The organism is Bradyrhizobium sp. Kon56 (assembly GCF_055807635.1).
Genome location: NZ_JBVVOU010000006.1, coordinates 181,788 through 207,579 on the forward strand (window position 1 = coordinate 181,788; position 25,792 = coordinate 207,579).

The window sequence follows — 25,792 nt, forward strand, 5'->3', positions numbered from 1 at the left end:
GCGAGAAATGCCCTTCACGACTTCTTTGCGATCCGCGCCGCCTTGTCCGCGTCGTACCACCAAATGAACGGGAAGCCGGACTGACCGTATTTGGGTAATTCCGCCGGCCGGCCGAACCGATCCCAGCGCGCGGTGCGCACCTTCGTATAAGTCCACTGCGGTACGACGTAGTGATTCCACAGCAGCACGCGGTCGAGTGCCTTGGTTGCCGCGACGAGATCGTCGCGACCCTTGGCGTAGATCACCCGCTCGATCAGCTTGTCGACCGCCGGATTCTTGATGCCGGTGATGTTGCGTGAACCGGCGATGTCAGCCGTCTTCGAGGACCAGAATTCGCGCTGCTCGTTACCCGGCGACTGCGACTCGCCCCAGGAGTTAGTGACGATGTCGAAATCCCACTCGCGCGTCCTGTTCTCGTACTGAGTGGGATCCACCGTCCGCACGCTGACAGCAATGCCGAGCCGTTCCAGCGACGGCTTGTAGAACAGCGTGATCCGCTCGAAGCTTGGATCCGAGTTCAGCAATTCAAGGGAGAACTGGGCGCCGGTCTTGACGTCGATCAGCTTGCGCTCGCGCACCTCGTAGCCAGCTTCCTTGAACAGGCGCAGCGCCTCGCGCAGATTGTCGCGAACGGCTTCCGGACTGCCGCCGACCGGGTTCGTGTAGGCCGTGGTGAAGACTTCGGGCGGGACCTCGGCGCGGACTGTCTCGAGGATCTCGAGCTCCTTGCCCTGCGGCAACCCGGTCGCCATCAGCTCATCGATGCCGTCGAAATAACTGCTGATGCGCTTGTACTGGCCGTAGAAGATCTGCTTGTTCATCTCCTCAAAGTCGAACGCGTAATTGAGCGCGCGTCGCACGCGCGGATCCTTAAACTTGGCGCGGCGCAGGTTCGGCACGAAGGCCTGCATGACGCCCGAGCTGCGATTGGCGAACTCCTCGAGGATCACGCGTTTTTCGGTGACGGCCGGGAAATCGTAGGCTGTCGCCCAGTTCTTCGCGCTGTTCTCGGTGCGCCAATCGACCTGATCGGCCTTGAATGCCTCAATCGCCACGGTGGCGTCGCGGAAATACTCATAGCGCAGCTCGTCGAAATTATTGCGGCCCACATTGGCGGCGAGGTCGCGCCCCCAGTAATCCTTGACGCGCTCCAGCGCGATCGACCGCCCGGCAACGAATTCCTTGACCCGATAGGGGCCGGAACCTAGAGGCACTTCAAGCGTGGTGGCGGAGACATCGCGCTTGCGGCCCTGCGCATCCGTGCCCTCCCACCAATGCTTCGGCAGGACCGTGAGCTGCCCGACGATCTGCGGCAGTTCGCGGTTGCCCGGCGCGTCGAACACGAATTTTACCTCGCGCTCGCCGACCTTCTCGGCTTTCGTCACATGGCTGTAATAGGCCGAGTACTGCGGGTGGTGCTTCTTGAAGGAATCGAGCGAGAAGATCACGTCATCCGCGGTTACCGGCTTGCCGTCGTGCCATTTGGCTTGCGGCCGCAAGCGGTAAGTCACGAAGGAGAAATCATCCGGATGGCTGACGGCCTCGGCCAGCGCGCCGTACTCGGTCGAGACTTCGTCAAGCGAGGCCGTCGTGAGGGATTCGTAGATGAACGCCACGGCACCGGCGACTTGCCCCTTCACACCGGAGACGACGATGTTGAAATTGTCGAATGTGCCGACGGCGATCTGGCGCGCGACGCCGCCCTTGGGCGCTTCCGGATTGACGTAGTCGAAGCGCTTGAAATCCGCCGGGTATTTGATCTGTCCGAACAGCGACAGCGCGTGCCGCCAGGTGGGCTCGTTGGCGGATTGCGCGTGTGCCACGCCGACGCCGGAAAGGCCCCCTACGGAACCAAGGGCGGGGAGCGTTGCGGCAGCAGTGCCGGTGAGCAGGAGATCGCGTCGGGTAAGGGCCAAATCAACATTCCTGTCTTGAAGGAGGCTACTCCTTTAAGTTCCCAATATAGGCGAGGTTTCGACGGAATATGTTGCTTTTTCCTCATCTTGGAGGGCCAGCTGGCCGATCGTTGCGGCCAAACGCCCCGATAACAACGCCGCGAGGCCCGGATAAGCAAACGGCCAGGCTTTTCAGCCTGGCCGCGTACTAAGATCGAAGTCGATAGGCCTTACTTCGCCGCGGTCGGCAGCGGCTTCGGGCTGTCGGAGAGACTGTTCAGGTAAGCGATCACGTCGGCACGCTCGCTATCCTTCGGGATGCCAGCAAAGCCCATCGCGGTGCCCGGGACAGCTGCCTTGGGATTCGCGATGAACTTGTTGAGCGCATCGAAGTCCCAGGTGCCGCCCTTGGCCTTCATCGCGGCCGAGAAGTTGAAGCCGCCGCGGCCCTCGCCAACATGGTCGCCGACGACGCCATAGAGGTTCGGACCGACACGGTTCGGGCCGCCCTTCTCGAAGGTGTGGCAAGCGCCGCACTTCTTGGCAGCGGCGGCGCCCTTCTCGACCGAGGCGGTCTGGAGCAGCTTTTCGATCGGCTCGGCAGCCGCGGCGGCAGCGCCGCCTTCCTTGCCATGGCCGGCGTCTTCCTTCACGGCGATCTCGAAGCCCGGCTTCTCCGGCATCTTGGGCGAGAACAGCGCACTGGCGGTGAAGCTCGTCACCAGCAGAAGGAGACAGGTGCCGAGCACGGCACCGAGAATCTTGTTCAGTTCGAAAGAGTCCATTTCCGGCCAGGCCCCACACCGCAAGAAGGATCGAGCGGCCCAGTGCGGCCGCCAGGACGAGCCTCGGGGAATCAACGTTCCTTACTGTTTCCCCGAGTTTTGCCATTGAGATATCGGTTTGCCCGGGGTCTGGCAACCCGTATAAGCGAGCGGGCTTCACCCCCGTCCCCACCCCATTTCCCGGCGCGGAAAACGCCCCGTTTCCAGGCCCTTGAACCGATGATCGATCCCCGCATCCTGGTGCTGATTCCGGCCCGCATGGCCGCCACCCGCCTGCCCGGCAAGCCGCTAGCCGATATCGCGGGGCAGCCGATGATCGTGCACGTGATGCGCCGTGCCGAAGCGGCCGGGATAGGCCGGGTCGCGGTCGCAACCGACACCGCGGAGATCGCATCCGTCGTGACCGCCCATGGTGGCGAGGCCGTGATGACCCGCCCGGAGCATCCGTCCGGCTCCGACCGCATCCACGAGGCCATGCAGAAGCTCGATCCGGACGGCAAAGCCGAGATTGTGGTCAATCTGCAGGGCGATTTCCCGACCATCACGATCGACAACATCCGCGAGGTGTTGCCGCCGCTGCAAGACCCCGCCGTGGATATCGCAACGCTGGCGTCGCAGATCCACACCGAGGAGGAGGACCTCGCGCCGAGCGTCGTGAAGGCGATCGGAACCTCGCTCGGCGGCAGACGCATGCGCGCACTTTATTTCACCCGCGCAACCGCGCCGACCGGCGACGGACCGCGCTACCACCATATCGGTCTCTATGCCTATCGCCGTGCCGCGCTGGAGCGCTACGTCCGGCTTCCGCCGTCGCCGCTGGAATTGCAGGAGAAGCTCGAGCAGCTCCGGGCGCTCGAGGCCGGAATGCGCATCGACTTCACCATTGTCGATACCGTGCCCCGCGGGGTCGACACGCCGGCGGACCTGGAAACCGCCCGCAGCATCCTTTCCAAATCCTGAGCCGCTGTTACAAGGCCGAGCATGAGCAAGCTGAAAATCGCATTCCAGGGCGAGCCTGGGGCCAATTCGCACATCGCCATCGTCGAGGCCTATCCCGACGCCGAGCCGATGCCCTGCGCCACCTTCGAGGACGCCTTGTCGGCGATCTCGTCGGGCGAAGCCGATCTCGGCATGATTCCGATCGAGAATTCGGTCGCAGGCCGCGTCGCCGACATCCATCATTTGCTGCCGGCCTCCGGCCTCTTCATCATCGGCGAATGGTTTCTGCCGGTCCGGCATCAGCTGATGGCGGTGAAGGGGACCAGGCTCGAGGACATCAAGAGCGTCGAGAGCCACGTGCACGCGCTCGGCCAATGCCGGCGCATCATTCGCAAGCTTGGCATCAAGCCAATCGTGCACGCCGACACCGCCGGCAGCGCCCGCGACATTTCCGAGCGTAACGACAAGTCCGTCGCCGCGATCGCCTCGCGCCTCGCCGCGCAGATCTACGGCCTCGACATCCTCGCGGAGGACATCGAGGACGAGGCCCACAACACCACGCGCTTCGTGGTGCTCGCGCGCGAACCGAAATGGGCCGCACAGGGCTCCGGTCCGTTGGTCACGACTTTTGTGTTCCGGGTGCGCAATTTGCCCGCCGCGCTCTACAAGGCGCTCGGTGGCTTTGCCACCAACGGCGTCAACATGACCAAGCTCGAGAGCTATATGGTCGACGGCAATTTCTTCGCCACGCAGTTTTATGCCGACGTCGACGGCCACCCCGAGGACAAGGGCCTCGCTTTCGCGATCGAGGAGCTGAAATTCTTCTCACGCGAATTCCGCATCGTTGGCGTGTATCCGGGGCACCCGTTCCGCGCGACGATGGAATAGATTCGTGTCCCGGACGCGCGAAGCGCGAGCCGGAGCACCAGAGCCTTATCCGACCGCCTTAAGCCCGAACGCCTCAGCCAGCAGCGAATATGATTTCTTTCGTGCCTCGTGATCGTACACGGCGGTAATCACCATCAACTCGTCCGGCTTGCTCGCATCGATCAACGGCTGCAGCGTCTTCTGCACGGTTGCCCGGCTGCCGACGAACAGACGGGAACGGTTGCGCCGCATCGAGGCGCGCTCCGAGTCGGTATAGGGATAGGCCAGCGCCTCTTCGACGCTCGGCAACGGAAGATACTGGCCGCGGTCCCGGCGCAGGCGGTTGAGGTCGAAAGACGCGGCGAGCTTTTCGGCTTCGTCATCCGTGTCGGCCGCAATGACGGCGACCGCGAGGATCGCGCGCGGGCTCGCACTCCAGGCCGAGGGCTGAAAACGATTGCGATAATGCACCATCGCATCGATCGCATCGTGGGACGCAAAATGATGGGCGAATGCGAACCCCATGCCGATTTGCGCGGCGAGCTCCGACGAATAATCGCTGGAGCCGAGCAGCCAGATCGGCGGCAACGGCGTATCGTCGGGCATCGCAACGACGTTGTGATAGGGATGGCCCGAGGGGAATTCCCGGGTCTGCCACAGGATCAATTCGTGCAGCCGCTCGAGGAAATCGTCGCCTTCGCGACGGTCGAGCCGGCTGCGCAGCGCATAGGCCGTGGCGCCGTCGGTGCCAGGGGCGCGGCCGAGGCCGAGATCGATGCGGCCCGGAAACAGCGCCTCCAGCATCTTGAAGCGCTCGGCCACGACCAGCGGCGCGTGATTGGGCAGCATCACGCCACCGGAGCCGACGCGGATGTGCTTGGTCACCGCCGCGATCTGCCCGATCATCACGTCGGGCGCCGGGCTCGCGACGGAGGCGAGGTTGTGATGCTCGGCGAGCCAATAGCGGACATAGCCGAGCCCATCGACATGGCGCGCCAGGTCGATGCTGTTGCGCAGCGCCGCGGCGGGCTTTGTGCCGGTGGTGACGACGGAGAGGTCGAGGACTGAGAGCGGGATCATGGCGCGCTAACGTAGTGGAGGGCAGCGCGGCGGCAATGGGAGGGCGCGCAGATCTGACGTGCAGGCCAGGGCCCGCGCGCTCCGGACCCGCGCCGCGGCGTTGGGACAATGATCAATCTGGCAACATGACTTTCATATTGCCCACTCAATATATTGCGCCAGTTAATCCGCAAGTTCTCTCTACTTGGCTGGTATATTTATCTTTTTATACCAAACCGAGCTTCCCACTTCGATTCTAAATCACCGAATATTTTATGCCAACACCGCCAAAGTGGGCCACTTCCCATTACCGATGGGCTGTCGGATGCGGCCGCTTTGGCTTATCTTGGCCTTTCGCAATCTAGACCTGACCGCCGGCCGCCAACGACCCGGCGCGCCCTTGGAGAGTGAGTGGTGCCCATGACTGACGCGACAATGCCTGCCCACACCGGCGGGCAAGACGGGTACCTGAAGCGGCCTGCGATTTCCTTCGAGTTCTTTCCGCCCAAGACCGAAGATATGGAGCGCAATCTCTGGGACACCATCAACCGGCTGGCCCCGCTCGACCCGAAATTCGTCTCGGTGACCTATGGCGCCGGCGGCTCGACCCGTGAGCGGACCCACGCGACCATCTCGCGCATCCTGAAAGAAACCGCGCTGCTGCCGGCCGCGCATCTGACCTGCGTCGGCGCCTCCCGCGGGGAGATCGACGAGATCGTCGACCGCTATCACGAGGTCGGCGTCCGCCACATCGTCGGCCTGCGCGGCGATCCCCCGGGCGGCATTGGCACGGCCTATTCCAGCCATCCCGATGGCTACCAGAGCTCCGCCGACCTCGTCGCCGGCATCAAGAAGCGGCACGGCGATATCGAGGTGTCGGTCTCGGCGTACCCTGAGAAGCATCCCGAGGCGCGCGACTTCGACGATGACATCGACACGCTGCAGGCCAAGGTCGATGCAGGTGCGACCCGCGCGATCACGCAGGTGTTCTTCGATAACGACCTCTATTTCCGCTATCTCGACCGCGTGCGCGCGCGCGGGATCAACATCCCGATCGTGCCGGGCATCATGCCCATGCATAATTTCAAGCATGCTCGCAATTTCGTCACCCGCGCCGGCACCTCCGTGCCGGACTGGTTCGCCGCGAAATTCGAGGGGCTCGACGAAGACGCCGAGACCCGCAAGCTGGTGGCGGCGACCGTCGCGGCCGGCCAGGTGCAGAAGCTGGCGAAGCACGGCGTCGACACCTTCCATTTCTACACCATGAACCGCGCCGATCTCGTGTTCGCGATCAGCCATTTGCTCGGCATCCGCGCCAAGAGCGCGCAGAAGGCGGCTTAAGACAGCATGACCGTATCCACCTCTCCCAAGCGAACCACCCTGCTCAACGCCGCGCGCGAGCGCATTCTCGTGCTCGACGGCGCCATGGGCACGATGATCCAGAATCTCCAGTTCGACGAGGCCGCCTTCCGCGGCGAGCGATTCAAGAACTTCCATCGCGATTTGCGCGGCAACAACGACCTCTTGATCCTGACCCAACCGCAGGCGATCGAGGACATCCACGCCGCTTACTTGCGCGCCGGCGCCGACATCGTCGCGACCAACACCTTCTCCACGACCTCGATTGCCCAGGCCGATTACGATCTCGCCGACATCGTCTACGAGATGGCGCGAGAAGGCGCCCGCCTCGCCGGCAACGCCGCACGCCGCGTCGAGGCCGAGGACGGCAAGCCGCGCTTCGTCGCCGGGGCCATCGGACCGACCAACCGCACCGCCTCGATCTCGCCTGACGTGTCCAATCCCGGCTACCGCGCCGTCACGTTCGACGACCTGCGCAAATCCTATGGCGAGCAGATCAACGGCATGCTCGACGGCGGCGTCGATCTGCTGCTGGTCGAGACCATCTTCGACACGCTGAACGCCAAGGCGGCGCTGTACGCGATCGCCGAGATCACGGAAGAACGTGGCATCGACATGCCCGTGATGGTGTCGGGCACCATCACCGACAAGTCCGGCCGCCTGCTGTCCGGCCAGTTGCCGGAAGCGTTCTGGCATTCGGTCCAGCACGCCAAGCCCGTCACCATCGGCTTCAACTGCGCGCTCGGCGCGGAAGATCTGCGCGCGCATATCGCCGATATCGGCCGCGTCGCCGACACGCTTGTTTGCGCCTATCCCAATGCCGGCCTGCCCAACGAGTTCGGCCAGTATGACGAGACCCCGGAATACATGGCCCGCCTGGTCGGCGAGTTCGCGCGCGATGGCCTCGTCAACATCGTCGGCGGTTGCTGCGGCACCACGCCGGACCATATCGCGGCGATTGCGGCTGCGGTCGCGCCGCACAAGCCGCGCATCGTGCCGGAGATCGAACCTCGCTTGCGGCTCTCCGGCCTCGAGCCGTTCATCCTGACCGACGCCATTCCCTTCGTGAACGTCGGCGAGCGCACCAACGTCACCGGCTCCGCCCGCTTCCGCAAGCTGGTCACCGCCGGCGACTACACCGCCGCGCTGCAGGTCGCGCGCGACCAGGTCGAGAACGGCGCGCAGATCATCGACGTCAACATGGACGAGGGTCTTCTGGACTCGGAAGCCGCGATGGTGACCTTCCTCAACCTTGTCGCCGCCGAGCCCGACATTGCCCGCGTCCCCGTAATGGTCGACAGCTCGAAATTCTCCGTGATCGAGGCCGGCCTGAAATGCGTGCAGGGCAAGCCGGTCGTCAACTCGATCTCGATGAAGGAAGGCGAGGACAAATTCATTCACGAGGCCAAGATCGCCCGCCGTCACGGCGCGGCCGTCGTGGTGATGGCGTTCGACGAGGTCGGCCAGGCCGACACGTTCGCCCGCAAGACCGAGATCTGCAAGCGCGCCTACGACATCCTGGTGAACCGCGTCGGCTTCCCGCCGGAAGACATCATCTTCGATCCCAATATTTTCGCGATCGCAACCGGCATCGAGGAGCACAACAATTACGGCGTCGACTTCATCGAGGCGACGCGCTGGATCCGCAAGAATCTGCCGGGCGCGCACATTTCTGGTGGTGTGTCCAATTTGTCGTTCTCGTTCCGCGGCAACGAGCCGGTGCGCGAGGCCATGCACTCGGTGTTCCTGTATCACGCCATCAAGGCCGGCATGGACATGGGCATCGTCAATGCCGGGCAGATGATCGTCTATGACGATATCGATCCCGAATTGCGCCAGGTGTGCGAGGACGTCATCCTCAACCGCGACCCCGGTGCGTCCGAGCGTCTGCTGGCGCTTGCGGAAAGATTCCGCGGCAACAAGACTCAGACCAAGGAAGCCGATCTCGCCTGGCGCGAATGGCCGGTGGCGAAGCGGCTGTCACATTCGCTGGTGCACGGCATCACCGAATTCATCGAGCAGGATACCGAAGAGGCCCGCAAGGCCTCGACGCGGCCACTCGACGTGATCGAGGGACCGCTGATGGCCGGCATGAACGTGGTCGGCGATCTCTTCGGCGACGGCAAGATGTTCCTGCCGCAGGTGGTGAAGTCGGCCCGCGTGATGAAGCAGGCTGTCGCCTGGCTGATGCCGTTCATGGAGGAGGAGAAGGCGCGCAATCACGCCAACGGCATCGGCACGGAAGGCTCCTCGTCCGCCGGCAAGATCGTGCTCGCGACCGTCAAGGGCGACGTCCACGACATCGGCAAGAACATCGTCGGCATCGTGCTCCAGTGCAACAATTACGAGGTCATCGACCTCGGCGTGATGGTGCCCGCGGCCAAGATCGTCGAGACGGTGAAGGCGGAGAAGGCCGACATCGTCGGGCTGTCCGGCCTGATCACACCCTCGCTCGACGAGATGGCGTTCTTCGCCGCAGAATTGCAGCGCGAAGGCCTCAAGCTGCCGCTCTTGATCGGCGGCGCCACCACGAGCCGCGTGCATACCGCGGTCAAGATCGACCCGAGCTATCGCGCAGGCCCCGTGGTGCATGTCAACGACGCCAGCCGCGCCGTCGGTGTTGCGTCGGCGCTGCTGTCGCCCGAGAGGCGCGAGGCCTATGCCGCCGAAGTCCGCGCCGAATACGCAAAGATCTCGGACGCCCATATGCGCGCCCAGGCCGACAAGAAGCGGCTGAAGCTGGCGACCGCCCGCGCCAACCGCGTGCCGGTCGACTTCACCGCGAACAAGCCGGTGAAGCCGACCTTCCTCGGCACCCGAAGCTTTGACGACTACGATCTCGCCGAGCTGGTGCCCTATATCGACTGGACGCCGTTCTTCCAGACCTGGGAGCTCGCCGGGCGCTTCCCTGCCATCCTCGACGACGCCAAGGTCGGCGAAGTTGCGCGCTCGCTCTACGACGACGCGCGCAAGATGCTCGACCTGATCGTCAAGGAGAAATGGTTCCGCGCGCGCGCCACCGTCGGCTTCTGGCCGGCCAATGCGCAGGGCGACGACATCGTGCTCTATGCCGACGAGAGCCGGACCAGGACGATCGCGACGCTGCACACGCTGCGCCAGCAGCTCGAGAAGCGCGAGGGCCGTTTCAACGCCGCGCTGTCCGACTTCGTCGCGCCCGCCACCACCGGCGTGCCCGACTACGTCGGCGGCTTCGTCGTCACCGCCGGCATCGGCGAGGATGTGGTCGCCGACCGTTTCAAGATGGCCAATGACGACTATTCCTCGATCCTGTGCAAGGCGCTGGCCGACCGCCTCGCCGAAGCGTTCGCCGAGCGCATGCATGCCCGCGTCCGCCGCGAGTTCTGGGCCTATGCGCCGGACGAGGCGCTCTCGACCGACGAGTTGATCCTCGAAAAGTATCAGGGCATCCGTCCCGCCCCCGGCTATCCCGCGCAACCCGATCACACCGAGAAGGCCACGCTGTTCGAGCTGCTCGATGCCGAGAACACTGCCGGCGTGAAGCTGACCGAGAGCTATGCGATGTGGCCGGGCTCCTCCGTGTCGGGGCTCTATCTCGCCAATCCAGAGAGCTATTATTTCGGAGTCGGCAAGATCGAGCGCGATCAGGTCGAGGATTATGCTGCGCGCAAGGGCATGAGCGTCGCCGAGACCGAGCGCTGGCTCGCGCCGATTCTGAACTACATCCCGACGCGAGAGGGTGCGAGCGACAAGGCGGCGTTCACGGCAACGCCGGCGAACGACGAGACGTCGAAGGAGCTTGCGTCGCATCCGCCGGGCTGCACCTGCGCGGTGCACCTGGTCTGGCAGAAGAAGCGCGCGGGCGCGGGTTAGGCGCCCTCCAAACAGAAAACGAGAAATCAACCCCATGCACAGTAGGCATGGGGTTGAAAAAGCTCGATAATTTTTGCGGTGTCACCGAATAATTTTTCGATATTACCGAAATTGCTTGCGGCGTCGGGCAAAACACCTGTAACATTCCATCATCGCCGACCGTGCCCGTTTGATACTCCCTCGCCAGTCGCCATCACGGCGCGTGCCACACGTTCGCTGTCGTCCTGGCGAAAGCCATCCATACCGGGTGATCCATTGGTGGCCATCGCAGGCAATACCGAACGACCAATCTTCGCCAAATGACCCGCTGGGGCAATGGGTCCTGGCTTTCGCCAGGACGACATTGGTGAAGCTATGCCTGGCATGTGCTGGGGCAACGCACAGCATCGAACGCAAAGCGCGTTCGCCACGACCAATGGCGGTCGCCGCCGAAGCGCAGGGGAATCGGATGCTGAACGCCCAACAATTGATGTGGACACAGATTGCCGCCGGCATCGCCGTGCTGCTGTTTGGATTGACGCTGTTCAATCTGATCCGCATGCGGGGCCGGATGGTGGCGGCGCGGAGCTGGGACAAGGTTGAGGGCATCATCACGGTCTCCCAAGTCGACCAGCCGACGGCGCATTCCTCGGACGATCGGAACGACGCCAAGCCCATCATCCGCTATCGCTATCAGGCCGGCGGCCAGGAGCTGGAAGGCGACAAGATCTTTGTCGGCGGCACCGTCATCACGACGAGGGTCCTGGCCGCAAAACTGACCGGACGCTATCCGGTCGGCGCCCATGTCGAGGTCCATGTCGATCCGAAGCAACCGACAGAGGCGCTGCTGGAGCCTGCCGCCGCGCAGAACGTCGCGGCCCTGGTGGCGTTCACAATGGTGTTCGGCGTCATCGCCGCCACCCTGACCGCGCATTCGTTCGCGGGCCACGTGCTCTACGCCGACAAGGGCGTCCCGCTGTTCGCGTTCGCGGTGCCGATCATCGTGCTCGTGGGCGGGGTGTTCCTCGCCGCCGATTATGTCCGGACGCGCCGGCGGGCGAGCGCCAGCCTGCGCTGGCCGACCGCGTCGGGCAGGGTCACCCATTGCGACGTGATCGAGGAAATCATCGAAGAGAAGACCGAGCACGACAATCGACCGACGACTTCAAAGCTCGTCCACCGCTATCAGGTCGACCTGCGCTACGCCTACAGAGTCGGCAAGCGCGACTTCATCGGCACCGAAGTCGATTGGAACGGCACCATGATCTCCGGCCTGCGCGAGGTCGCCGAAGAGGCCGCGGCGAAATATCGGCCTGGGAAGAGCGTCCAAGTCTATTACGATCCGGACCAGCCCGGACAAGCCGTGCTGGAGCCTGCAAGCCGGGGAGGCGCGCTGGGGCCGCTGATCGGTGCCGCGGTCTGCGCGGTCGTCGGCGGCCTGTTCCTGACGATCCTGATCAAGGTCGGGTTCGCGTAGCGGCGATCACCCCTTCGGCGGTGACAGTGGCTGCACGATCTCCTTGAACGGCGCCAGCGCCTCGCACGCGTCGGCATGCGCCGACAGCGCCGGATAGCGCGATGGCTCGAACAACTGCGGATGGGCCTCGCGGGTGAAGCGGACGACGCAGGCGACCACAATATCGGCGTGGCCGATGCGGTCACCCAGACAGTACGGCGTGGTCACCTTGGCGCGCTCGGCCTCCAGCGCTTTCAGCACGTCCGCGATCTGCGCCTGGCAGCGCTCGACCCATAGCGTAAGCTGCTCCTTCCGCAGCACGCGTTCGTAGAGCAGGCTCACGGCCTTGTCGCCGAGGCCGGACGCGAGCGCGCAGATGCGCAAGTGATGCCGGCGCTCGGCGCCGGAGCGCGGCAGCATCGCCTTCTCCGGCCCGGCGAGCTCGTCGAGATAATCGAGGATGAACGTGCTCTCGATCAGCGCCTCGCCGTCGTCGAGCACCAGCGTCGGCACGCGGCGCAGCGGATTATAGGGCGCGATCTTGTCGGCGTCGCCGAAGGTCGACCACGGCCTGTGCTCGAAGGCGAGGCCGTAAAGCCGCAGCGCAATCGCGACGCGGCGGACGAAGGGGGAATCATATTGGCCGATCAGGAACATGGTTTTGCGCTCTTCTCTGGCTTTTGGACGAGGCAGGGCCGATCAGTTTCCACGGCAAGGCCGCAGTGGCGCAAGCAAAATCATGGAAGTGGAGCATTGCGCTGCATGCAACGGCGCCGCGACAGCGGCTGCCGGATGCGTTATCAAGGACGGCATCATGACAGCAACAATGGACATCAATCGGGAGCGGATCGCGGCGACCGAGGCCGTCATCCGTCCGCACATACGGCGCACGCCGCTCGTTGAGGCCGATCTCGCCGATTTTGGCCTGCCGGCTTCTCCCGTCACGTTCAAGCTCGAGATGCTGCAGCATTCCGGATCGTTCAAGGCGCGGGGTGCCTTCGCCAACCTGCTGTTGCGCCGGCTGCCGGAAGCCGGTGTCGTCGCCGCATCGGGCGGCAATCACGGCGCGGCGGTGGCGTATGCGGCGCAGCGGCTCGGCATCCCGGCCACGATTTTCGTGCCCGAGATCACCTCGCCGGCCAAAGCCGAGCGTATCAGAGGCTATGGCGCGAAACTCGTGATTGCGGGCAGCCGCTATGCCGACGCGCTCGCCGCAAGCGAAACCCATGTCGCGCAGACCGGCGCCATGGCGGTGCATGCCTACGACCAGGTCGAGACCTTGCTCGGTCAGGGCAGTGTCGGAATGGAGCTGGAGCAGGATGCACCGGGCATTGACACGGTGCTGGTTGCAGTCGGCGGCGGCGGCCTGATCGGTGGCATGGCGGCCTGGAGTGCCGGCAGGACGCGCATCGTCGCGGTCGAGCCGGAGCAGTCGCCAACGCTTCACGCCGCCTTCGCGGCAGGCGCGCCGATCGATGCGCCGGCGGGCGGCATCGCCGCCGATAGTCTCGCCCCGCGACGTGTCGGACAATTGATGTTTCCGATTGCGCGGGCCCATGTCGAGCGGGTCGTCCTGGTCGCCGACGACGCGATCAAGCAGGCGCAGTCGGCCTTGTGGTCGAGCCTGCGCCTGGTGGCCGAGCCCGGCGGCGCCGCCGCATTTGCCGCCTTGCTCTCCGGTCGCTATCGCCCCTCACCCGGCGAGCGGGTCGCGGTACTGGTTTGTGGCGCCAACACCAATGCGGTGAATTTCAACAGCTAGCGAGCTTCGCATGATCTGGAGCGCGTAGCCCGAATGAAAAGGGACGACGGTGCCACGCTCCGTCATTGCGAGCGCAGAGAAGCAATCCGGTATCTCTCGGCGGAAACAGACTGGATTGCTTCGTCGCAAGGGCTCCTTGCAATGACGGGTAGGAGGCAGCTCTGCACTATCCGATGATCGGCATATGCCTCGCCGCCGTCCGCGGCACCGTGCCATCGAGCCGCGGATCGTCGGCGATCTCAATCTGGCGGCGGAACGGGCGGAAGCCGAAGCGCTGATAGAACGCAACGGCCGACGGATGATCGAAGGTGCAGGTGTGCACCCAGACGCGGGACAAATCGCGTGACCATGCGATTTCAAGTGCATGGTTCATCATGAAGCGGGCGGCACCACTGCCGATCAGTTTTGCGGTGACGCCGAAATACACCAGCTCGCACTGGCCGGCCTCGCGAAAGTCCAGCTCCAGCAGGCCTTCATCGCGGCCGTCCACGACAAGCGTATAGACCTCGACGCCCGGCGCATGGATGACGGCAGCGAGCTCGGCATCGTTCATGCGCGCCCGCGAAAACCACAACCACTCCTCGCCGACGCGGCGATGGAGGTCGCGATACCAATGAAGCGCGGGGGTATCGACCTTGCGCAGGGTCCAAAGACCTGATGGAGCGCCGGGCGGATCGGCGCGGCGCGCGGGGCGCGCGGTCATCTCGAGATGGGTAACGACGGCGGCGATCTTGCCGGCGGGGATGTCGGAATAGCCGTCGGGGAGGATCATGGGATGCGTCCCTTTGAAGCTGAGCGCCGGCCACACATTCCGGGTCGTCCTGGCTTTCGCCAGGACGACGGCGGAGTTTGTGGATACGCCTCATTCACCGCGGCGTCAGCGTGATCGCCTCCGCCGCCGCCGCTTCGACCGCAGCGCGGCTGTAGAGCAGCGGCACATACTGGCCGGTCGCCCACAGCGGCGCGAGGTCGCGATAGTGGCCGCTGAAGGGATCGCCCGACTGGCCCGGCGTGTTGATGGTGCGGCTCGCATCCCAATTGCCGACGTCGAGCACCATGCGGAACGAGGCGCCGGCGAACAGCTGATAATCGGTGCGGCGGTAGGTGGCCGCGCGCGGCACATTGGCCGCGCCGCCGTAGGCCAGCGGACCGACCGAGAGCTGAGCGGCCGTCGCCTTGTCGGCAAGCGGCATCAGAGCATGGTCGAATTTTGCGACGTGCAGGCGGCCCCAGCGCCAGGTTGAGGAATCGGCCCCGAGCTTGGCCGTCACATCGGCCACCGCGGCGCCGAGGCTGTCGCGCAGGATCTGGTCGCGCGCGGCGGCGGGATCGGAGCCAAACGACGCGTCTGGAGATTCCAAGAAGGCAACAAGCGCCGAAATGCTCGACGCCTCGGGCGCGATCAGGTCGGCGGCCTTGGGCGCCGTGGTCTTCAACAGTACCGGTCCAAGATGATTGGCGATCCAGACCTCGAACACCGCAGCAGCGGCACTGTCGGCGGCATCACGGGCATTCCACGGCTTGAGCAGTTCGAGGCCCTTCTTCACGTTGGCATCGTCCGAAGTGAGCGGCTGCAACAGCTTGACCAGCCGCCGGCCCAGCATCGTGGTGTCGTCGTTCTGCAGATCCATGGCATCGGCCAGCGTCACCTTGCTGTTGGCCTTCAGGACCTCGGTGATACGCTGCCAGCGCGCACTGTCCGCCCATTCGAAGCCGACCTTGCGCTCGCTGACGGGATAATCCGCCGGCAGGTTCATCTGGTTGGCGGTGGCGAGAAAGCCCTGCTTGGGCTGATAGGCCTTGGGCAGTTCGTCGAGCGAGAGAAAACCCTGCCATTCGTAGCGGCCGTCGCCGGGCACCGGCATCAGGCCATCATAGTTGGCGCGCCGCGGCGTCTTGCCGGCGGCGACCCAGCCGATATTGCCCTTGGTGTCCGCATAGACCTGATTCTCCGACGGCGCGCCCCAGCGCCGCATTGCGCCGAGGAATCCGTTCCAGTCCTTCGCGGTCATGTAGTCGGAGGAGCCGAAATAGGCCGAGGTGCCGGGCTCGAACCAGATCGAGCGCACGGCGAAGGCGCGCTTGTTGGCGTCATCGACATAGATCACCGGACCATGCCGGGTGAATTTCAGCTCGAGATCGCGATCGCTCTCGCCTTTCACCTGCTCTTTCTCGTGGACGATGCGCATGTCCTCCCAGCCAGTGCCATAGCGGTACTGGTTGGGATTCTCCGGATTGAGCTCGTAGACGTAGAGGTCTTCCTGGTCGACGTTGAAGATGGTGAGACCGAAGGCGATGGTGCCGTTGTGGCCGATTGAGATGCCGGGCAGCGCCGGCTCGCCCGCACCGATCACGGAGAGGCCGGGCGCATTGAGGCCGACGATGTAGCGCAGCGACGGCACGCTGTGCTCGCGATGCGGATCGTTGGCGAGGATCGGCCGTCCCGTCGCGGTCCGCGACGCCGCGATCACCCAATTGTTGGAGCCGATGGTGTCGCGTTGCTGGTCGGCCTCGGTGAGGTACTTGTCGGGATCGTGCGCGAGTGCGGCCTGGCGATCTTTCGGCGCGGCAAAGGCGACCGGACGCGTTGCCAGATCGTAAGGCGCCAGCACCGCCTTCGGCACGCTGCAGGGATCGAGACCATCGGGAATCTTCGTCGTCCAGGCCGGCTCGAGCTTGACGCGAAACCGATCGGCATCGAGGCCGGCCGCACAGGCGACCAACGAGCGCTTGACCTCGGAGGCGACATTGCGCGTCAGGCCGTGGCTGCGGATGCGGACGATGTCGTCCGCCGTCCACGGATCCGGCCTGGTACCGGCGATCCTGAATTCGATCGGCAGCGGGCGCTTGCCCGCGCGCACATGGGCGACATAGGCGTTGACCCCGGCGACGAATGCCTCCGCATAGGTCCTCCCCTTGGGGCCGTAAGCCGCCCATTCCGCATTCATATCGCCGCGATAGAGAAAGAGCCGCAGCGCCTTGTCCTGTTCGGCATAGGCCGGGCCGAAATCCTTAGCCAGCAGACCAAGTCCGCGCTTGCGCCAGAGATCGATCTGCCAGAGCCGGTCGCGCGCGGCGTTGAAGCCCTGCAGGAAAAACAGGTCGTGCTCATTGTCTGCATAGATGTGGGGGATGCCCCAGACATCGACCAGAATCTGCGCGGGAGCATTGAGACCGGCGACGTCGGTCTTGACCTGACGCGCGCTTCCGAGCGGGTCCGGCTTCTCACGCGCGAGGGAGGTCGAGGTGAGCAGCGCGGCGCAGATCGCGGCGCCAAAAAGCTTCTGGATGACCCGGTTGAAATCCGTGTTCATTGTTGGTGCTCCCTTTGTTGCTGTTTCTTGTAGCCTGGATGGAGCGCAGCGTAATTCGGGAATCGTGCCATGGAGAACCCCGGATTTCGCTGCGCTCCATCCAGGCTACGAGATCCTCCTAGCCGTCGCCCTCGTCGCTCGCGAGCACGCCCTTGACCGCCCTCGCCCATCCCGCCAGCTTCCGCTCGCGCGTCGCCTGGCTCATGTTCGGCTTGAAGCGGTGCTCCAGGCGCCAGTTGTCGGCGAATTTGGTCGGCTCGGGATAGACGCCGGCCTCGAGGCCGGCAAGATAGGCGGCGCCAAGTGCCGTCGTCTCCTGGATCACGGGGCGATCGACCGGCGCATCGAGCAGGTCGGCGAGGCGCTGCATGGTCCAGTCGGATGCGGTCATGCCGCCATCGACGCGGAGCACGACGCTTGCCACCTCCGAGCTCGGCCAGTCGGCGCGCATTGCGGCCCAGAGATCAAAGGTCTGGTAGCAGACGCTTTCCAGGGCGGCGTGGGCAAGCTCGGCCGGGCCGGTGTTGCGGGTGAGGCCGAACAGGGCGCCGCGCACGCGCGGATTCCAGTACGGCGCGCCCATGCCGACGAAGGCCGGGACGAGATAGACGCTCTGCATGGAGTCCGACTGATCAGCAAGAGGTCCGGTCTCGGCGGCATGCTTGATGATGCCGAGGCCGTCGCGCAGCCACTGCACTGCCGAACCTGCGACGAAGATCGAGCCTTCGAGCGCATAGGTGCGCTTGCCCCCGAGCTGGTAGGCGATGGTGGTGAGCAGCTTGTTCTTCGAGGCCACGGGCGTGGTGCCGGTGTTGAGCAGGGCGAAGCAGCCGGTGCCGTAAGTCGATTTCATCATCCCCGGACGGAAGCAGGCCTGGCCGATGGTCGCGGCCTGCTGGTCGCCGGCGATGCCGCAGATCGCAATGGCGCCGCCGAACAAATCCGGCGTGCTCTCGCCGAAACGGGCGGAGGAATCCTTCACCTCGGGCAGCATCGAGCGCGGCACGCCGATGATCTCGAGCAGTTCGTCGTCCCACTGGCCGGTGTGGATGTTGAACAGCAGCGTGCGCGAGGCGTTGGTGGCGTCGGTGGCGTGGACCTTGCCGCCGGTGAGACGCCACAGCAGATAGCAATCGACGGTGCCGAACATCAGCTCGCCGCGGGCAGCGCGCGCCCGTGCGCCGGGGACGTGGTCGAGAATCCAGGCGGCCTTGGTGCCGGAGAAATAGGGATCGATGATCAGGCCGGTCTTCTGCGAGATCACGGGCTCGCGGCCGTCGGCTTTCAGTTTCGCGCAGATGTCGGCGGTGCGGCGGTCCTGCCAGACGATGGCGCGATGCACGGCCTGCCCGGTGGCGCGGTCCCACACCACGGTGGTCTCGCGCTGGTTGGTGATGCCGATCGCGGCGATGTCCTTTGCGCCGATACCGGACTGCGCGATCGCGTCGCGGCAGACCGTCACGGTCGAGGTCCAGATGTCCTCGGGCTCGTGCTCGACCCAACCCGAGGCGGGGAAATGCTGCGGAAACTCGGCCTGCGCCTTCGCCGCAATGGAAATGTCGCCGCGAAACACGATCGCGCGCGAGGAGGTGGTGCCCTGGTCGATGGCGAGGACGAAAGACATGGAATCAAACCTTGATGTTGTCTTTGGCGTTTTCCCGGCGTTGTCCGGTGAGGGGCTATTGTGTTTCGCCAAAGGGAGCGGATTAGGGCGGGAAGGTCAAGACGGCTGTCCTCCCACCCTCCCCTGGAGGGCAGGGTGGGCTCGCATGCAGCGAAGCGGAACGCGAACCGGAGCGGGGTGACAGACTATCCGCGAACTTGGTGAGCAGCAGCCGTCTCGTCGACGCAAGCGATACCGCCTTTGCGGCTTCACCCCACCCCGCCTCGCGTTGCGCTCTGGGCAACACGAAGCGACCCTCCCCCTCTAGCGGAGGATAAGTGAAGCGCGCCCGGCGTACCATTGCAAGTAGAGCAGGAGTTACGGCGCCGCGGTGGTCACGCCGCCGTCGATGACGATCGTTTGTCCCGTCATGAAGCTCGACGCGTCGGAAGCGAGGTAGGCCACTGCGCCTGCGATTTCGTCGGGTTCGCCGATGCGGCGAAGCGGGGTGGTGGCGGTGCGGCGCTTCAGATTCGCTTCATCTTCCCACAGCGCGCGAGCGAAGTCGGTCTTGACGAGGCCGGGCGCGATGCAGTTGACGCGGACGCCTTTCGGGCCCCATTCGCCGGCGAGCGAACGGCATAGCGCGAAGTCAGCGGCCTTTGAAATGCCGTAGGCGCCGATCACGGTCGAACCGCGCAAGCCGCCGATCGAGGAGATGATGACGACTGAGCCGTTGCCGCGGTCGGCCATCTGCGGGATCGCAAGCGCGGAGAGCCAGATGTTGCTCTTGACGTTCGAGCCCATGATCTTGTCGAAGGCCTCGTCGGTGATGTCGAGCAGCGGGCCGTAATACGGGTTGACCGCGGCGTTGCAGACGAGGATGTCGATCTTGCCGTAATGCTTGATCGTGCCCGCGATCAGCGCCTCGACCTCCTGCTTGCGCGCGATGTTGCAGGGGATGACGGTGGCCTCGCCGCCGGCCGCCTTGATGCCGTCGGCGACTGCCTTGCAGGCATCGGCCTTGCGCGAGGAGACCACGACTTTGGCGCCGAGCTTTGCGAGCAGCTCGGCGGAGGAGCGGCCGATGCCACGGCTGGAGCCGGTGACCACGGCGACCTTGCCGGTGAGATCGAACGGGGTGTTTTTCATTGTTGTTGGGCTCCGTTGAGGCCACTTGTTCAGACGACATCGCCCGGCTTGACCGGGCGATCCAGTATTCCAGAGACGGCGAGACTCGAACCAAGGGGCCGCGGCGTACTGGATCCCCGCTTTCGCGGGGGATGACAGCTACCGTCCTTAGATCAACCCGCCACCGTCCGCCACGCGGCGCTGGTGGTAGTCGGTGTCGCCGAACGAGTTCTCGATCATGGTCAGGCGCTTGAAGTAATGGCCGATCTTCGCCTCCATGGTCATGCCGATGCCGCCGTGGAGCTGGATCGCCTGCTGTCCCACGAACTTCAGCGACTTGCCGATCTGCACCTTGGCCGCGGCAACGGCATTGCTGCGCTCCTTGGCGTCCTCGAAATCAGCAGCCATGGTCGCGAACATCGACATCGATCGCGCCTGCTCGGTGGCGACGAACATGTCGGAGGCGCGGTGCTGCAGCGACTGGAACGAGCCGATCGGCACCCCGAACTGCTTGCGCGTCTTGATGTACTCGACCGTGGTCTTGAGCGATTCGTCCATCAGGCCGACCGCTTCGGCGCAGAGCGCGATGCGAGCTTCGTCGACCACACGCTCGATCAGCGCGAGCGAGTCGTCGGGATTGCCGAGCGCCGCATCGGCACCGATTTCGACGCCGGTGAAGGTGATGTCGGCGGCGTGCAGGCCGTCCTGGGTCGGGTACGACTTCTTGGCGACGCCCTTGGCGTCGGCCGGCACCAGGAACACGCCGATGCCGCTCTTGTCGCGGCGCTCGCCCCTGGTGCGCGCGGTGACGATGAGGGTATCTGCGTTCTCGCCGTTGAGCACGACGAACTTCTCGCCGTCGATGACCCAACCGTCGCCCTTCTTCTTCGCCGTCGTGGTGACGTCGAAGAGATCGTAGCGCGAGTTCTTCTCGAGCTGGGCAAAGGCGAGCGTCTTGCTGCCGTCTACGATGCCGGGCACATGCGCGGCCTTCTGCGCATCGCTGCCCGCATGGCGCAGGAAGCCGCCGCCGATCACGACGGTTGCGAGGTAAGGCTCGAGCACCAGTGCCTTGCCGAGCGCCTCCATCACGATCATGGTCTCGACGCCGCCGCCGCCGAAGCCGCCATCGGCCTCCGCGAAGGGCAGACCGAGCAGGCCCTGCTCGGCGAGCTTGCCCCAGACCGCTTTGCTCCAGCCGCCCTTCTCCTTCATGTACTTCTTGCGGCTCTCGAAATCGTAGGAATCGGTCAAGAGGCCGTCGATGCTTTCCTTGAGAAGCCGCTGCTCCTCGTTCAGATCAAAATCCATGTTGTTTGCTCTCCGGTATCGATTTCGTCATGCCCGGCCTTATGCCGGGCATCCACGTTCTTTCGTGGCGCTAGGCGTGGATGGCCGGGTCAGGCCCGGCCATGACGGTGAGTGCGTGTTGATGGTGTACGATCAAAGCCCCAGCACCGCCTTGGCGATGATGTTGCGCTGGATCTCGTTGGAGCCGCCGTAGATCGAGACCTTGCGGTTGTTGAAATAGCTCGGCGCGATCTGGGCGGTCCAGTCCATGGCTTCGTTCGAGCCGTCGTCGCCGTGCACGTCATAGGGTGCTGCGAACGGGCCGATCACCTCCATCAGCAGCTCGGTGGTGGTCTGCTGGATCTCGGAGCCCTTGATCTTCAGCACGGAGGAAGCCGGATTGGGCTTGCCCTTGCCGTGCTTGCCTTCGTCGGCGACGACGCGGAGCTGGGTGAGTTCGAGCGCCTTGAGCTCGATCTCGCAGGCCGCGAGCTTGTCGCGGAAGGCTGCGTCCTGAATGATCGGCTTGCCGCCGGATTCGACCTTACCGGCGAGATCGCGGATGCGGCGGAGCCGCTCCTTGGAGACGCCGACCCGGGCGATGCCGGTGCGCTCATTGCCGAGCAGGAATTTCGCGTAATCCCAGCCCTTGTTCTCCTCGCCGATCAGGTTCTCGATGGGCACTTCGACGTCGTCGAAGAATACCTCGTTGACCTCGGCGCCGCCGTCGATGGTCTGGATCGGGCGCACCGTGACGCCCTTGGACTTCATCGAGAACACGATGAAGGAGATGCCCATCTGCTTCTTGGCGGACGGGTCGGTGCGGCAGAGGCAGAAGATCATGTCGGCGTGCTGGGCGAGCGTGGTCCAGGTCTTCTGGCCGTTGATGATCCACTTGTCGCCCTTGCGCTCGGCCTTCGTCTTCAGCGAGGCGAGGTCGGAGCCGGAGCCGGGCTCGGAGAAGCCCTGGCACCACCAGTCGTCGACATTGGCGATGCGCGGCAGATACTGCTTCTTCTGCTCTTCATTGCCGAAGGTGTAGATGACGGGACCCACCATGCTGACGCCGAAGGCGAGCGGCTGCGGCGCCGGATAGGACTGCAGCTCCTCGTTGAAGATATAGTGCTGCACGGAGGTCCAGCCGGTGCCGCCATATTGCTTGGGCCAGTGGCTGACGCCCCAGCCCTTCTTGTTGAGGATGCGCCACCACGTCACCATCTCGTCCTTCGAGAGGTGGCGGCCCTCGACCAGCTTGCGCCGCGTATCCGGCGGCACGTTGTCGCGGAAGAATGACCGCACTTCCTCGCGAAACGCCTGCTCTTCTTTCGTGAATGCGAGATCCATCGGATCCTCCTGTGAATGTGTCGTCCCGGCGAAGGCCGGGACCCATAACCACCGGCCTTCGTTGGTTTGCGAAGGCCATTGTTGTTCGCGTGCCACACTCCTGCTGCGGAGTATGGGTCCCGGCTTTCGCCGGGACGACGGTTACTGGACGACGGCTACTGCAACACCTCGAAAAGCCCCGCCGCGCCCATGCCGCCGCCGACGCACATGGTGACGACCGCGTACTTCGCCTTGCGGCGGCGGCCTTCAATCAGAGCGTGGCCGGTGAGGCGCGCGCCCGACATGCCGTAGGGATGGCCCACCGCGATCGCGCCGCCGTCGACATTGATCTTGTCGGGGTCGATGCCGAGCTTGTCGCGGCAATACAGCACCTGCACCGCGAAAGCTTCGTTCAGCTCCCACAGGCCGATGTCGTCGACGGTCAGGCCATGACGCTTGAGCAGGCGCGGCACGGCGAATACCGGGCCGATGCCCATCTCGTCCGGCTCGCAGCCGGCGGAGACGAAGCCGCGGAAGATGCCGAGCGGGTTCAGCCCGCGCTTTGCCGCTTCCTTGTCGCTCATGATCACGCTCGCGCTGGCGCCGTCCGAAAGCTGGCTGGCATTGCCGGCGGTGACCGAAAATCCCTCGCCACGGACGGCCTTGAGGCCGGCGAGGCCTTCTGCGGTGGTCTCGGGGCGCGGGCCCTCGTCCTGCGACAGCGTGACGTCCTTGAACGAGACTGCACCGGTGGCCTTGTCGGTCACCGCCATCCTGGTGGTGATCGGCGCGAGCTCATCCTTGAACTTTCCGCCCTGCTGCGCCGCGGCGGTGCGGCGCTGGCTCTCCAGCGAATATTCGTCCTGCTTTTCGCGCGAGATGCCGTAGCGCTTGGCGACGATCTCGGCGGTGTCGATCATGGGCATGTAGACCTCGCCCTTGATCTCGAGCAGCGCCGGGTCCTGCGCGTGGAAGCCGTTCATCTTGTCGTTCTGCACCAGCGAGATGGACTCGCCGCCACCGCCGACCGCGATCTCGACACCGTCGAAGATCACCGAACGCGCGGCGAGCGCGATCGCCTGCAGGCCCGAGGCGCATTGCCGGTCGATAGTGGTGCCGGCGACGGTGACGGGGAGACCGGCACGGAGCAGCGCCTTGCGCGCGATGTTGCCGCCGGTCGCGCCCTGCTGGAGTGCTGCGCCCATCACGACGTCCTCGACCTCCTTGGGGTCGATCTTGGCGCGCGCGACGGCCTCGCCGATGGCGTGGCCGAGCAGCGTTGCGCCCTCGGTGGCGTTGAGCGCGCCGCGATAGGCCTTCCCGATCGGGGTGCGGGCGGTGGAAACGATGACGGCGTCGGTCAAGCGCGATCTCCTGATGCAAGTCGGGTGGCAAGTTGGGCGGATTGTGACGGTTTCTGCCGCTGGCGCAATTCGTGGCGCGACAGCTTTCCGACCGGCGTGCGCGGCAGATCGTGGACGAATTCGACCTCCGCCGGCAATTCGTGCTTGCCGAGCTTGCCGGCGAGCTGAGCGCGCAGCTCGTCGAGCGAGAACGGCTTTGCATCCGTCTTCAGCTTGATGAAGGCTTTGGCGGCCTCGCCGCGGTACTGGTCGGGAATACCGAGCACGATCACCTCGTGCACGCCTGGTATGGTATAGATCGCCTGCTCGATCATCTGCGGATAGACGTTGAAGCCGCCAGAGATGATCATGTCCTTCTTGCGGTCGACCAGGAAGAAATAGCCGTCGGTATCGACATAGCCGATGTCGCCGGTGAGGAAGCGGCCGTCGACGAAGGCCTCCGCGGATCCTTCGGGCTTATTCCAGTAGCCTTTGGTGACGTTCGGGCCCTTGATGCGAATCTCGCCGACTTCGCCCGGCGGCAGCACCTTCGAGGGATCGTCCAGGGAAACGACGTCGAGCTCGATGCCGGGCAGCATCAGGCCGATCGAGCCGGGCTTATCGGGACCTGTAGGCGGATGGCCGGTGCCGGGCGAGCAGGTCTCGGTCATGCCCCAGCCGCTGCGGAGCTTCTTGCCGACTTTGCGCTCGAAGAAACTCGCGATCTCCACCGGCAGCGGCGCGCCCCCGGAGCCGATCGTCGCCAGCGAGGAGAAATCGCGCTTGTCGAGATCGGGAAGGGCTGCGATCGCGATCCACATCGTCGGCACGCCGGGAAAGTAGGTTGCGCGCTTGATTTCGATGTCGCGCATCACCGCTTCGACGTCAAAACGCTGATGCAGCGAGATCAGATTGCCGCGCCTGAGCGAGGACAGCAGCACGACGGTGAGCGCATAGATGTGGAACAGCGGCAGCACGCAGATCACGCGCTCGACGACGTCGCCACGCGTCGCGCGCGACGGCTTGCCCCAGACGTCGTAGATCGACACGGCCGAGGTGAGATTGCCGTGGGTCAGCATCGCGCCTTTGGGCAAGCCGGTGGTGCCACCGGTATATTGCAGCAGCGCGACATCGTCGGCGCTCACTTGCGGCCACTCTGCCGGCGCGGTGGCGCCCTCGACAAAGGCCTTGAAGGTGACGATGCGGGGATCGCTGGGGATCGCAGCCTGCGGCGTGCCGACCTTACCCCAATTATCGTCCTCGCAGACCACCAGGCGGTCGATCAGGCCCTTCTCCAGGAATTTCAGCGCGGTCGGCAGCAACGCCGCCAGGTTAGAGGTGACGAGCAGGCGCGAACCGGAATCGGAGACCTTGTGCGTCAGCGCGATCTCGCCGTCGAGCGGTGAGAGATGCGCGACGCGGGCGCCGGCCTTCAGCGCGCCGAAGAAATTGACGGGATGGTCCGGCGTATTGCCGAGGAACAGCGCGACCGAACTGTTCTTGCCGTAGCCGGCGCGCAGGAAGGCGGCGGCTGCGCGCTCAGCCATCGCGGCGAGTTCGCTGTAGGTAATCGGATGGTCGCGGAATTCCAGCGCGGTGCGCGGGCCGTACTCGGCGGCGGCTTTTGCCAGCAGATCAGGCAGCGTGCCCTGGACGATGGTGTCGTCCCAGCGCACGCCCTCGGGATAAAACTGTTCGCCGGGATGGGTCATTAGGGGTCGTTACTCTGCAAGGCGGCCGCGACGATGCCGTGTGAGGTGGGCACAAGCGGACCGGCTCCCTTCCCCCTTGTGGGGAAAGGTTGGGGAAGGAGGTGGCCACAAACGCCGGCGCCC

Annotated in this window: 18 protein-coding genes; 6 read left to right on the forward strand and 12 right to left on the reverse strand. The window is 64.7% G+C overall.

Annotated features, from left to right (window positions below):
- Window positions 1–14: 14 nt before the first annotated feature.
- Both AC0L3B_RS12450 and AC0L3B_RS12455 read right to left on the reverse strand, forming a co-directional pair.
- The gene (locus tag AC0L3B_RS12450) at window positions 15–1,916 is read right to left on the reverse strand and encodes an extracellular solute-binding protein (protein ID WP_026232797.1); all 1,902 of its coding nucleotides are present in this window, start codon (window positions 1,914–1,916) and stop codon (window positions 15–17) included.
- A gap of 209 nt (window positions 1,917–2,125) precedes the next feature.
- Entirely contained in the window at window positions 2,126–2,680 is a 555-nt protein-coding gene (locus AC0L3B_RS12455; RefSeq protein WP_018454698.1) for a c-type cytochrome, read from the reverse strand.
- Between the two features lie 219 nt (window positions 2,681–2,899).
- Between AC0L3B_RS12455 and AC0L3B_RS12460 the strand changes: the two genes are divergently transcribed.
- Window positions 2,900–3,640, forward strand: coding sequence for a 3-deoxy-manno-octulosonate cytidylyltransferase (locus tag AC0L3B_RS12460; protein WP_018454699.1), 741 nt, complete (start codon window positions 2,900–2,902; stop codon window positions 3,638–3,640).
- Between the two features lie 21 nt (window positions 3,641–3,661).
- Complete coding sequence (locus AC0L3B_RS12465; protein WP_085351723.1) at window positions 3,662–4,507, forward strand: prephenate dehydratase; 846 nt, start codon at window positions 3,662–3,664, stop codon at window positions 4,505–4,507.
- 45 nt (window positions 4,508–4,552) lie between these two features.
- On the opposite strand, the gene AC0L3B_RS12470 is transcribed toward AC0L3B_RS12465, so the two are convergent.
- Window positions 4,553–5,566: an LLM class flavin-dependent oxidoreductase gene (locus tag AC0L3B_RS12470; protein ID WP_018454701.1), complete on the reverse strand. Its 1,014-nt coding sequence runs from the start codon at window positions 5,564–5,566 to the stop codon at window positions 4,553–4,555.
- 399 nt (window positions 5,567–5,965) lie between these two features.
- Between AC0L3B_RS12470 and metF the strand changes: the two genes are divergently transcribed.
- From metF to AC0L3B_RS12485, 3 genes are all read left to right on the forward strand, one after another.
- Window positions 5,966–6,886, forward strand: coding sequence for a methylenetetrahydrofolate reductase [NAD(P)H] (gene metF, locus AC0L3B_RS12475; RefSeq protein WP_473380440.1), 921 nt, complete (start codon window positions 5,966–5,968; stop codon window positions 6,884–6,886).
- Window positions 6,887–6,892: 6 nt separating this feature from the next.
- Window positions 6,893–10,756, forward strand: coding sequence for a methionine synthase (gene metH / locus AC0L3B_RS12480; protein WP_473380441.1), 3,864 nt, complete (start codon window positions 6,893–6,895; stop codon window positions 10,754–10,756).
- Window positions 10,757–11,204: 448 nt separating this feature from the next.
- On the forward strand, window positions 11,205–12,212 hold the full coding sequence (locus AC0L3B_RS12485) for a DUF3592 domain-containing protein (RefSeq protein ID WP_368508807.1): 1,008 nt from the start codon (window positions 11,205–11,207) through the stop codon (window positions 12,210–12,212).
- Between the two features lie 6 nt (window positions 12,213–12,218).
- Here the strand turns inward: AC0L3B_RS12485 and AC0L3B_RS12490 are convergent, their stop codons facing one another.
- Window positions 12,219–12,848: a glutathione S-transferase family protein gene (locus AC0L3B_RS12490; protein ID WP_473380442.1), complete on the reverse strand. Its 630-nt coding sequence runs from the start codon at window positions 12,846–12,848 to the stop codon at window positions 12,219–12,221.
- A gap of 157 nt (window positions 12,849–13,005) precedes the next feature.
- On the opposite strand from AC0L3B_RS12490, the gene AC0L3B_RS12495 reads away from it, so the two are divergent.
- A complete protein-coding gene (locus AC0L3B_RS12495; protein ID WP_085385090.1) occupies window positions 13,006–13,953 on the forward strand; it encodes a threonine/serine dehydratase in 948 nt (315 codons plus the stop codon).
- Between the two features lie 166 nt (window positions 13,954–14,119).
- Here the strand turns inward: AC0L3B_RS12495 and AC0L3B_RS12500 are convergent, their stop codons facing one another.
- From AC0L3B_RS12500 to pimA, 8 genes are all read right to left on the reverse strand, one after another.
- On the reverse strand, window positions 14,120–14,725 hold the full coding sequence (locus AC0L3B_RS12500; RefSeq protein ID WP_085361676.1) for a GNAT family N-acetyltransferase: 606 nt from the start codon (window positions 14,723–14,725) through the stop codon (window positions 14,120–14,122).
- 94 nt (window positions 14,726–14,819) lie between these two features.
- A complete protein-coding gene (locus AC0L3B_RS12505) occupies window positions 14,820–17,267 on the reverse strand; it encodes a penicillin acylase family protein (protein ID WP_473380443.1) in 2,448 nt (815 codons plus the stop codon).
- A 118-nt stretch (window positions 17,268–17,385) separates the two neighbouring features.
- On the reverse strand, window positions 17,386–18,891 hold the full coding sequence (gene glpK / locus AC0L3B_RS12510; RefSeq protein WP_473380444.1) for a glycerol kinase GlpK: 1,506 nt from the start codon (window positions 18,889–18,891) through the stop codon (window positions 17,386–17,388).
- Window positions 18,892–19,248: 357 nt separating this feature from the next.
- Window positions 19,249–20,022, reverse strand: a complete 774-nt coding sequence (locus AC0L3B_RS12515) for an SDR family NAD(P)-dependent oxidoreductase (protein WP_085351716.1) — start codon at window positions 20,020–20,022, stop codon at window positions 19,249–19,251.
- 147 nt (window positions 20,023–20,169) lie between these two features.
- Window positions 20,170–21,312 (reverse strand): pimeloyl-CoA dehydrogenase small subunit, encoded by a 1,143-nt coding sequence (gene pimD, locus AC0L3B_RS12520; protein ID WP_085351715.1) that lies wholly within the window; start codon window positions 21,310–21,312, stop codon window positions 20,170–20,172.
- Between the two features lie 132 nt (window positions 21,313–21,444).
- Window positions 21,445–22,635, reverse strand: a complete 1,191-nt coding sequence (gene pimC, locus AC0L3B_RS12525) for a pimeloyl-CoA dehydrogenase large subunit (protein WP_085351714.1) — start codon at window positions 22,633–22,635, stop codon at window positions 21,445–21,447.
- 155 nt (window positions 22,636–22,790) lie between these two features.
- Entirely contained in the window at window positions 22,791–23,978 is a 1,188-nt protein-coding gene (locus AC0L3B_RS12530) for an acetyl-CoA C-acyltransferase (protein WP_247294166.1), read from the reverse strand.
- A complete protein-coding gene (gene pimA / locus AC0L3B_RS12535; protein ID WP_018454714.1) occupies window positions 23,975–25,669 on the reverse strand; it encodes a dicarboxylate--CoA ligase PimA in 1,695 nt (564 codons plus the stop codon). The genes AC0L3B_RS12530 and pimA overlap by 4 nt, the downstream gene beginning before the upstream one ends.
- Between the last annotated feature and the right edge of the window lie 123 nt (window positions 25,670–25,792).

Coding starts and splice junctions, on each gene's coding strand:
- AC0L3B_RS12455 (WP_018454698.1), bottom strand. CDS start 2,680: ATGGACTCTTTCGAACTGAACAAGATTCTCGGTGCCGTGCTCGGCACC.
- metH (WP_473380441.1), top strand. CDS start 6,893: ATGACCGTATCCACCTCTCCCAAGCGAACCACCCTGCTCAACGCCGCG.
- pimD (WP_085351715.1), bottom strand. CDS start 21,312: ATGGATTTTGATCTGAACGAGGAGCAGCGGCTTCTCAAGGAAAGCATC.
- AC0L3B_RS12465 (WP_085351723.1), top strand. CDS start 3,662: ATGAGCAAGCTGAAAATCGCATTCCAGGGCGAGCCTGGGGCCAATTCG.
- pimA (WP_018454714.1), bottom strand. CDS start 25,669: ATGACCCATCCCGGCGAACAGTTTTATCCCGAGGGCGTGCGCTGGGAC.
- AC0L3B_RS12460 (WP_018454699.1), top strand. CDS start 2,900: ATGATCGATCCCCGCATCCTGGTGCTGATTCCGGCCCGCATGGCCGCC.
- metF (WP_473380440.1), top strand. CDS start 5,966: ATGACTGACGCGACAATGCCTGCCCACACCGGCGGGCAAGACGGGTAC.
- AC0L3B_RS12490 (WP_473380442.1), bottom strand. CDS start 12,848: ATGTTCCTGATCGGCCAATATGATTCCCCCTTCGTCCGCCGCGTCGCG.
- AC0L3B_RS12515 (WP_085351716.1), bottom strand. CDS start 20,022: ATGAAAAACACCCCGTTCGATCTCACCGGCAAGGTCGCCGTGGTCACC.
- AC0L3B_RS12485 (WP_368508807.1), top strand. CDS start 11,205: ATGCTGAACGCCCAACAATTGATGTGGACACAGATTGCCGCCGGCATC.
- pimC (WP_085351714.1), bottom strand. CDS start 22,635: ATGGATCTCGCATTCACGAAAGAAGAGCAGGCGTTTCGCGAGGAAGTG.
- AC0L3B_RS12505 (WP_473380443.1), bottom strand. CDS start 17,267: ATGAACACGGATTTCAACCGGGTCATCCAGAAGCTTTTTGGCGCCGCG.
- AC0L3B_RS12500 (WP_085361676.1), bottom strand. CDS start 14,725: ATGATCCTCCCCGACGGCTATTCCGACATCCCCGCCGGCAAGATCGCC.
- AC0L3B_RS12495 (WP_085385090.1), top strand. CDS start 13,006: ATGACAGCAACAATGGACATCAATCGGGAGCGGATCGCGGCGACCGAG.
- glpK (WP_473380444.1), bottom strand. CDS start 18,891: ATGTCTTTCGTCCTCGCCATCGACCAGGGCACCACCTCCTCGCGCGCG.
- AC0L3B_RS12470 (WP_018454701.1), bottom strand. CDS start 5,566: ATGATCCCGCTCTCAGTCCTCGACCTCTCCGTCGTCACCACCGGCACA.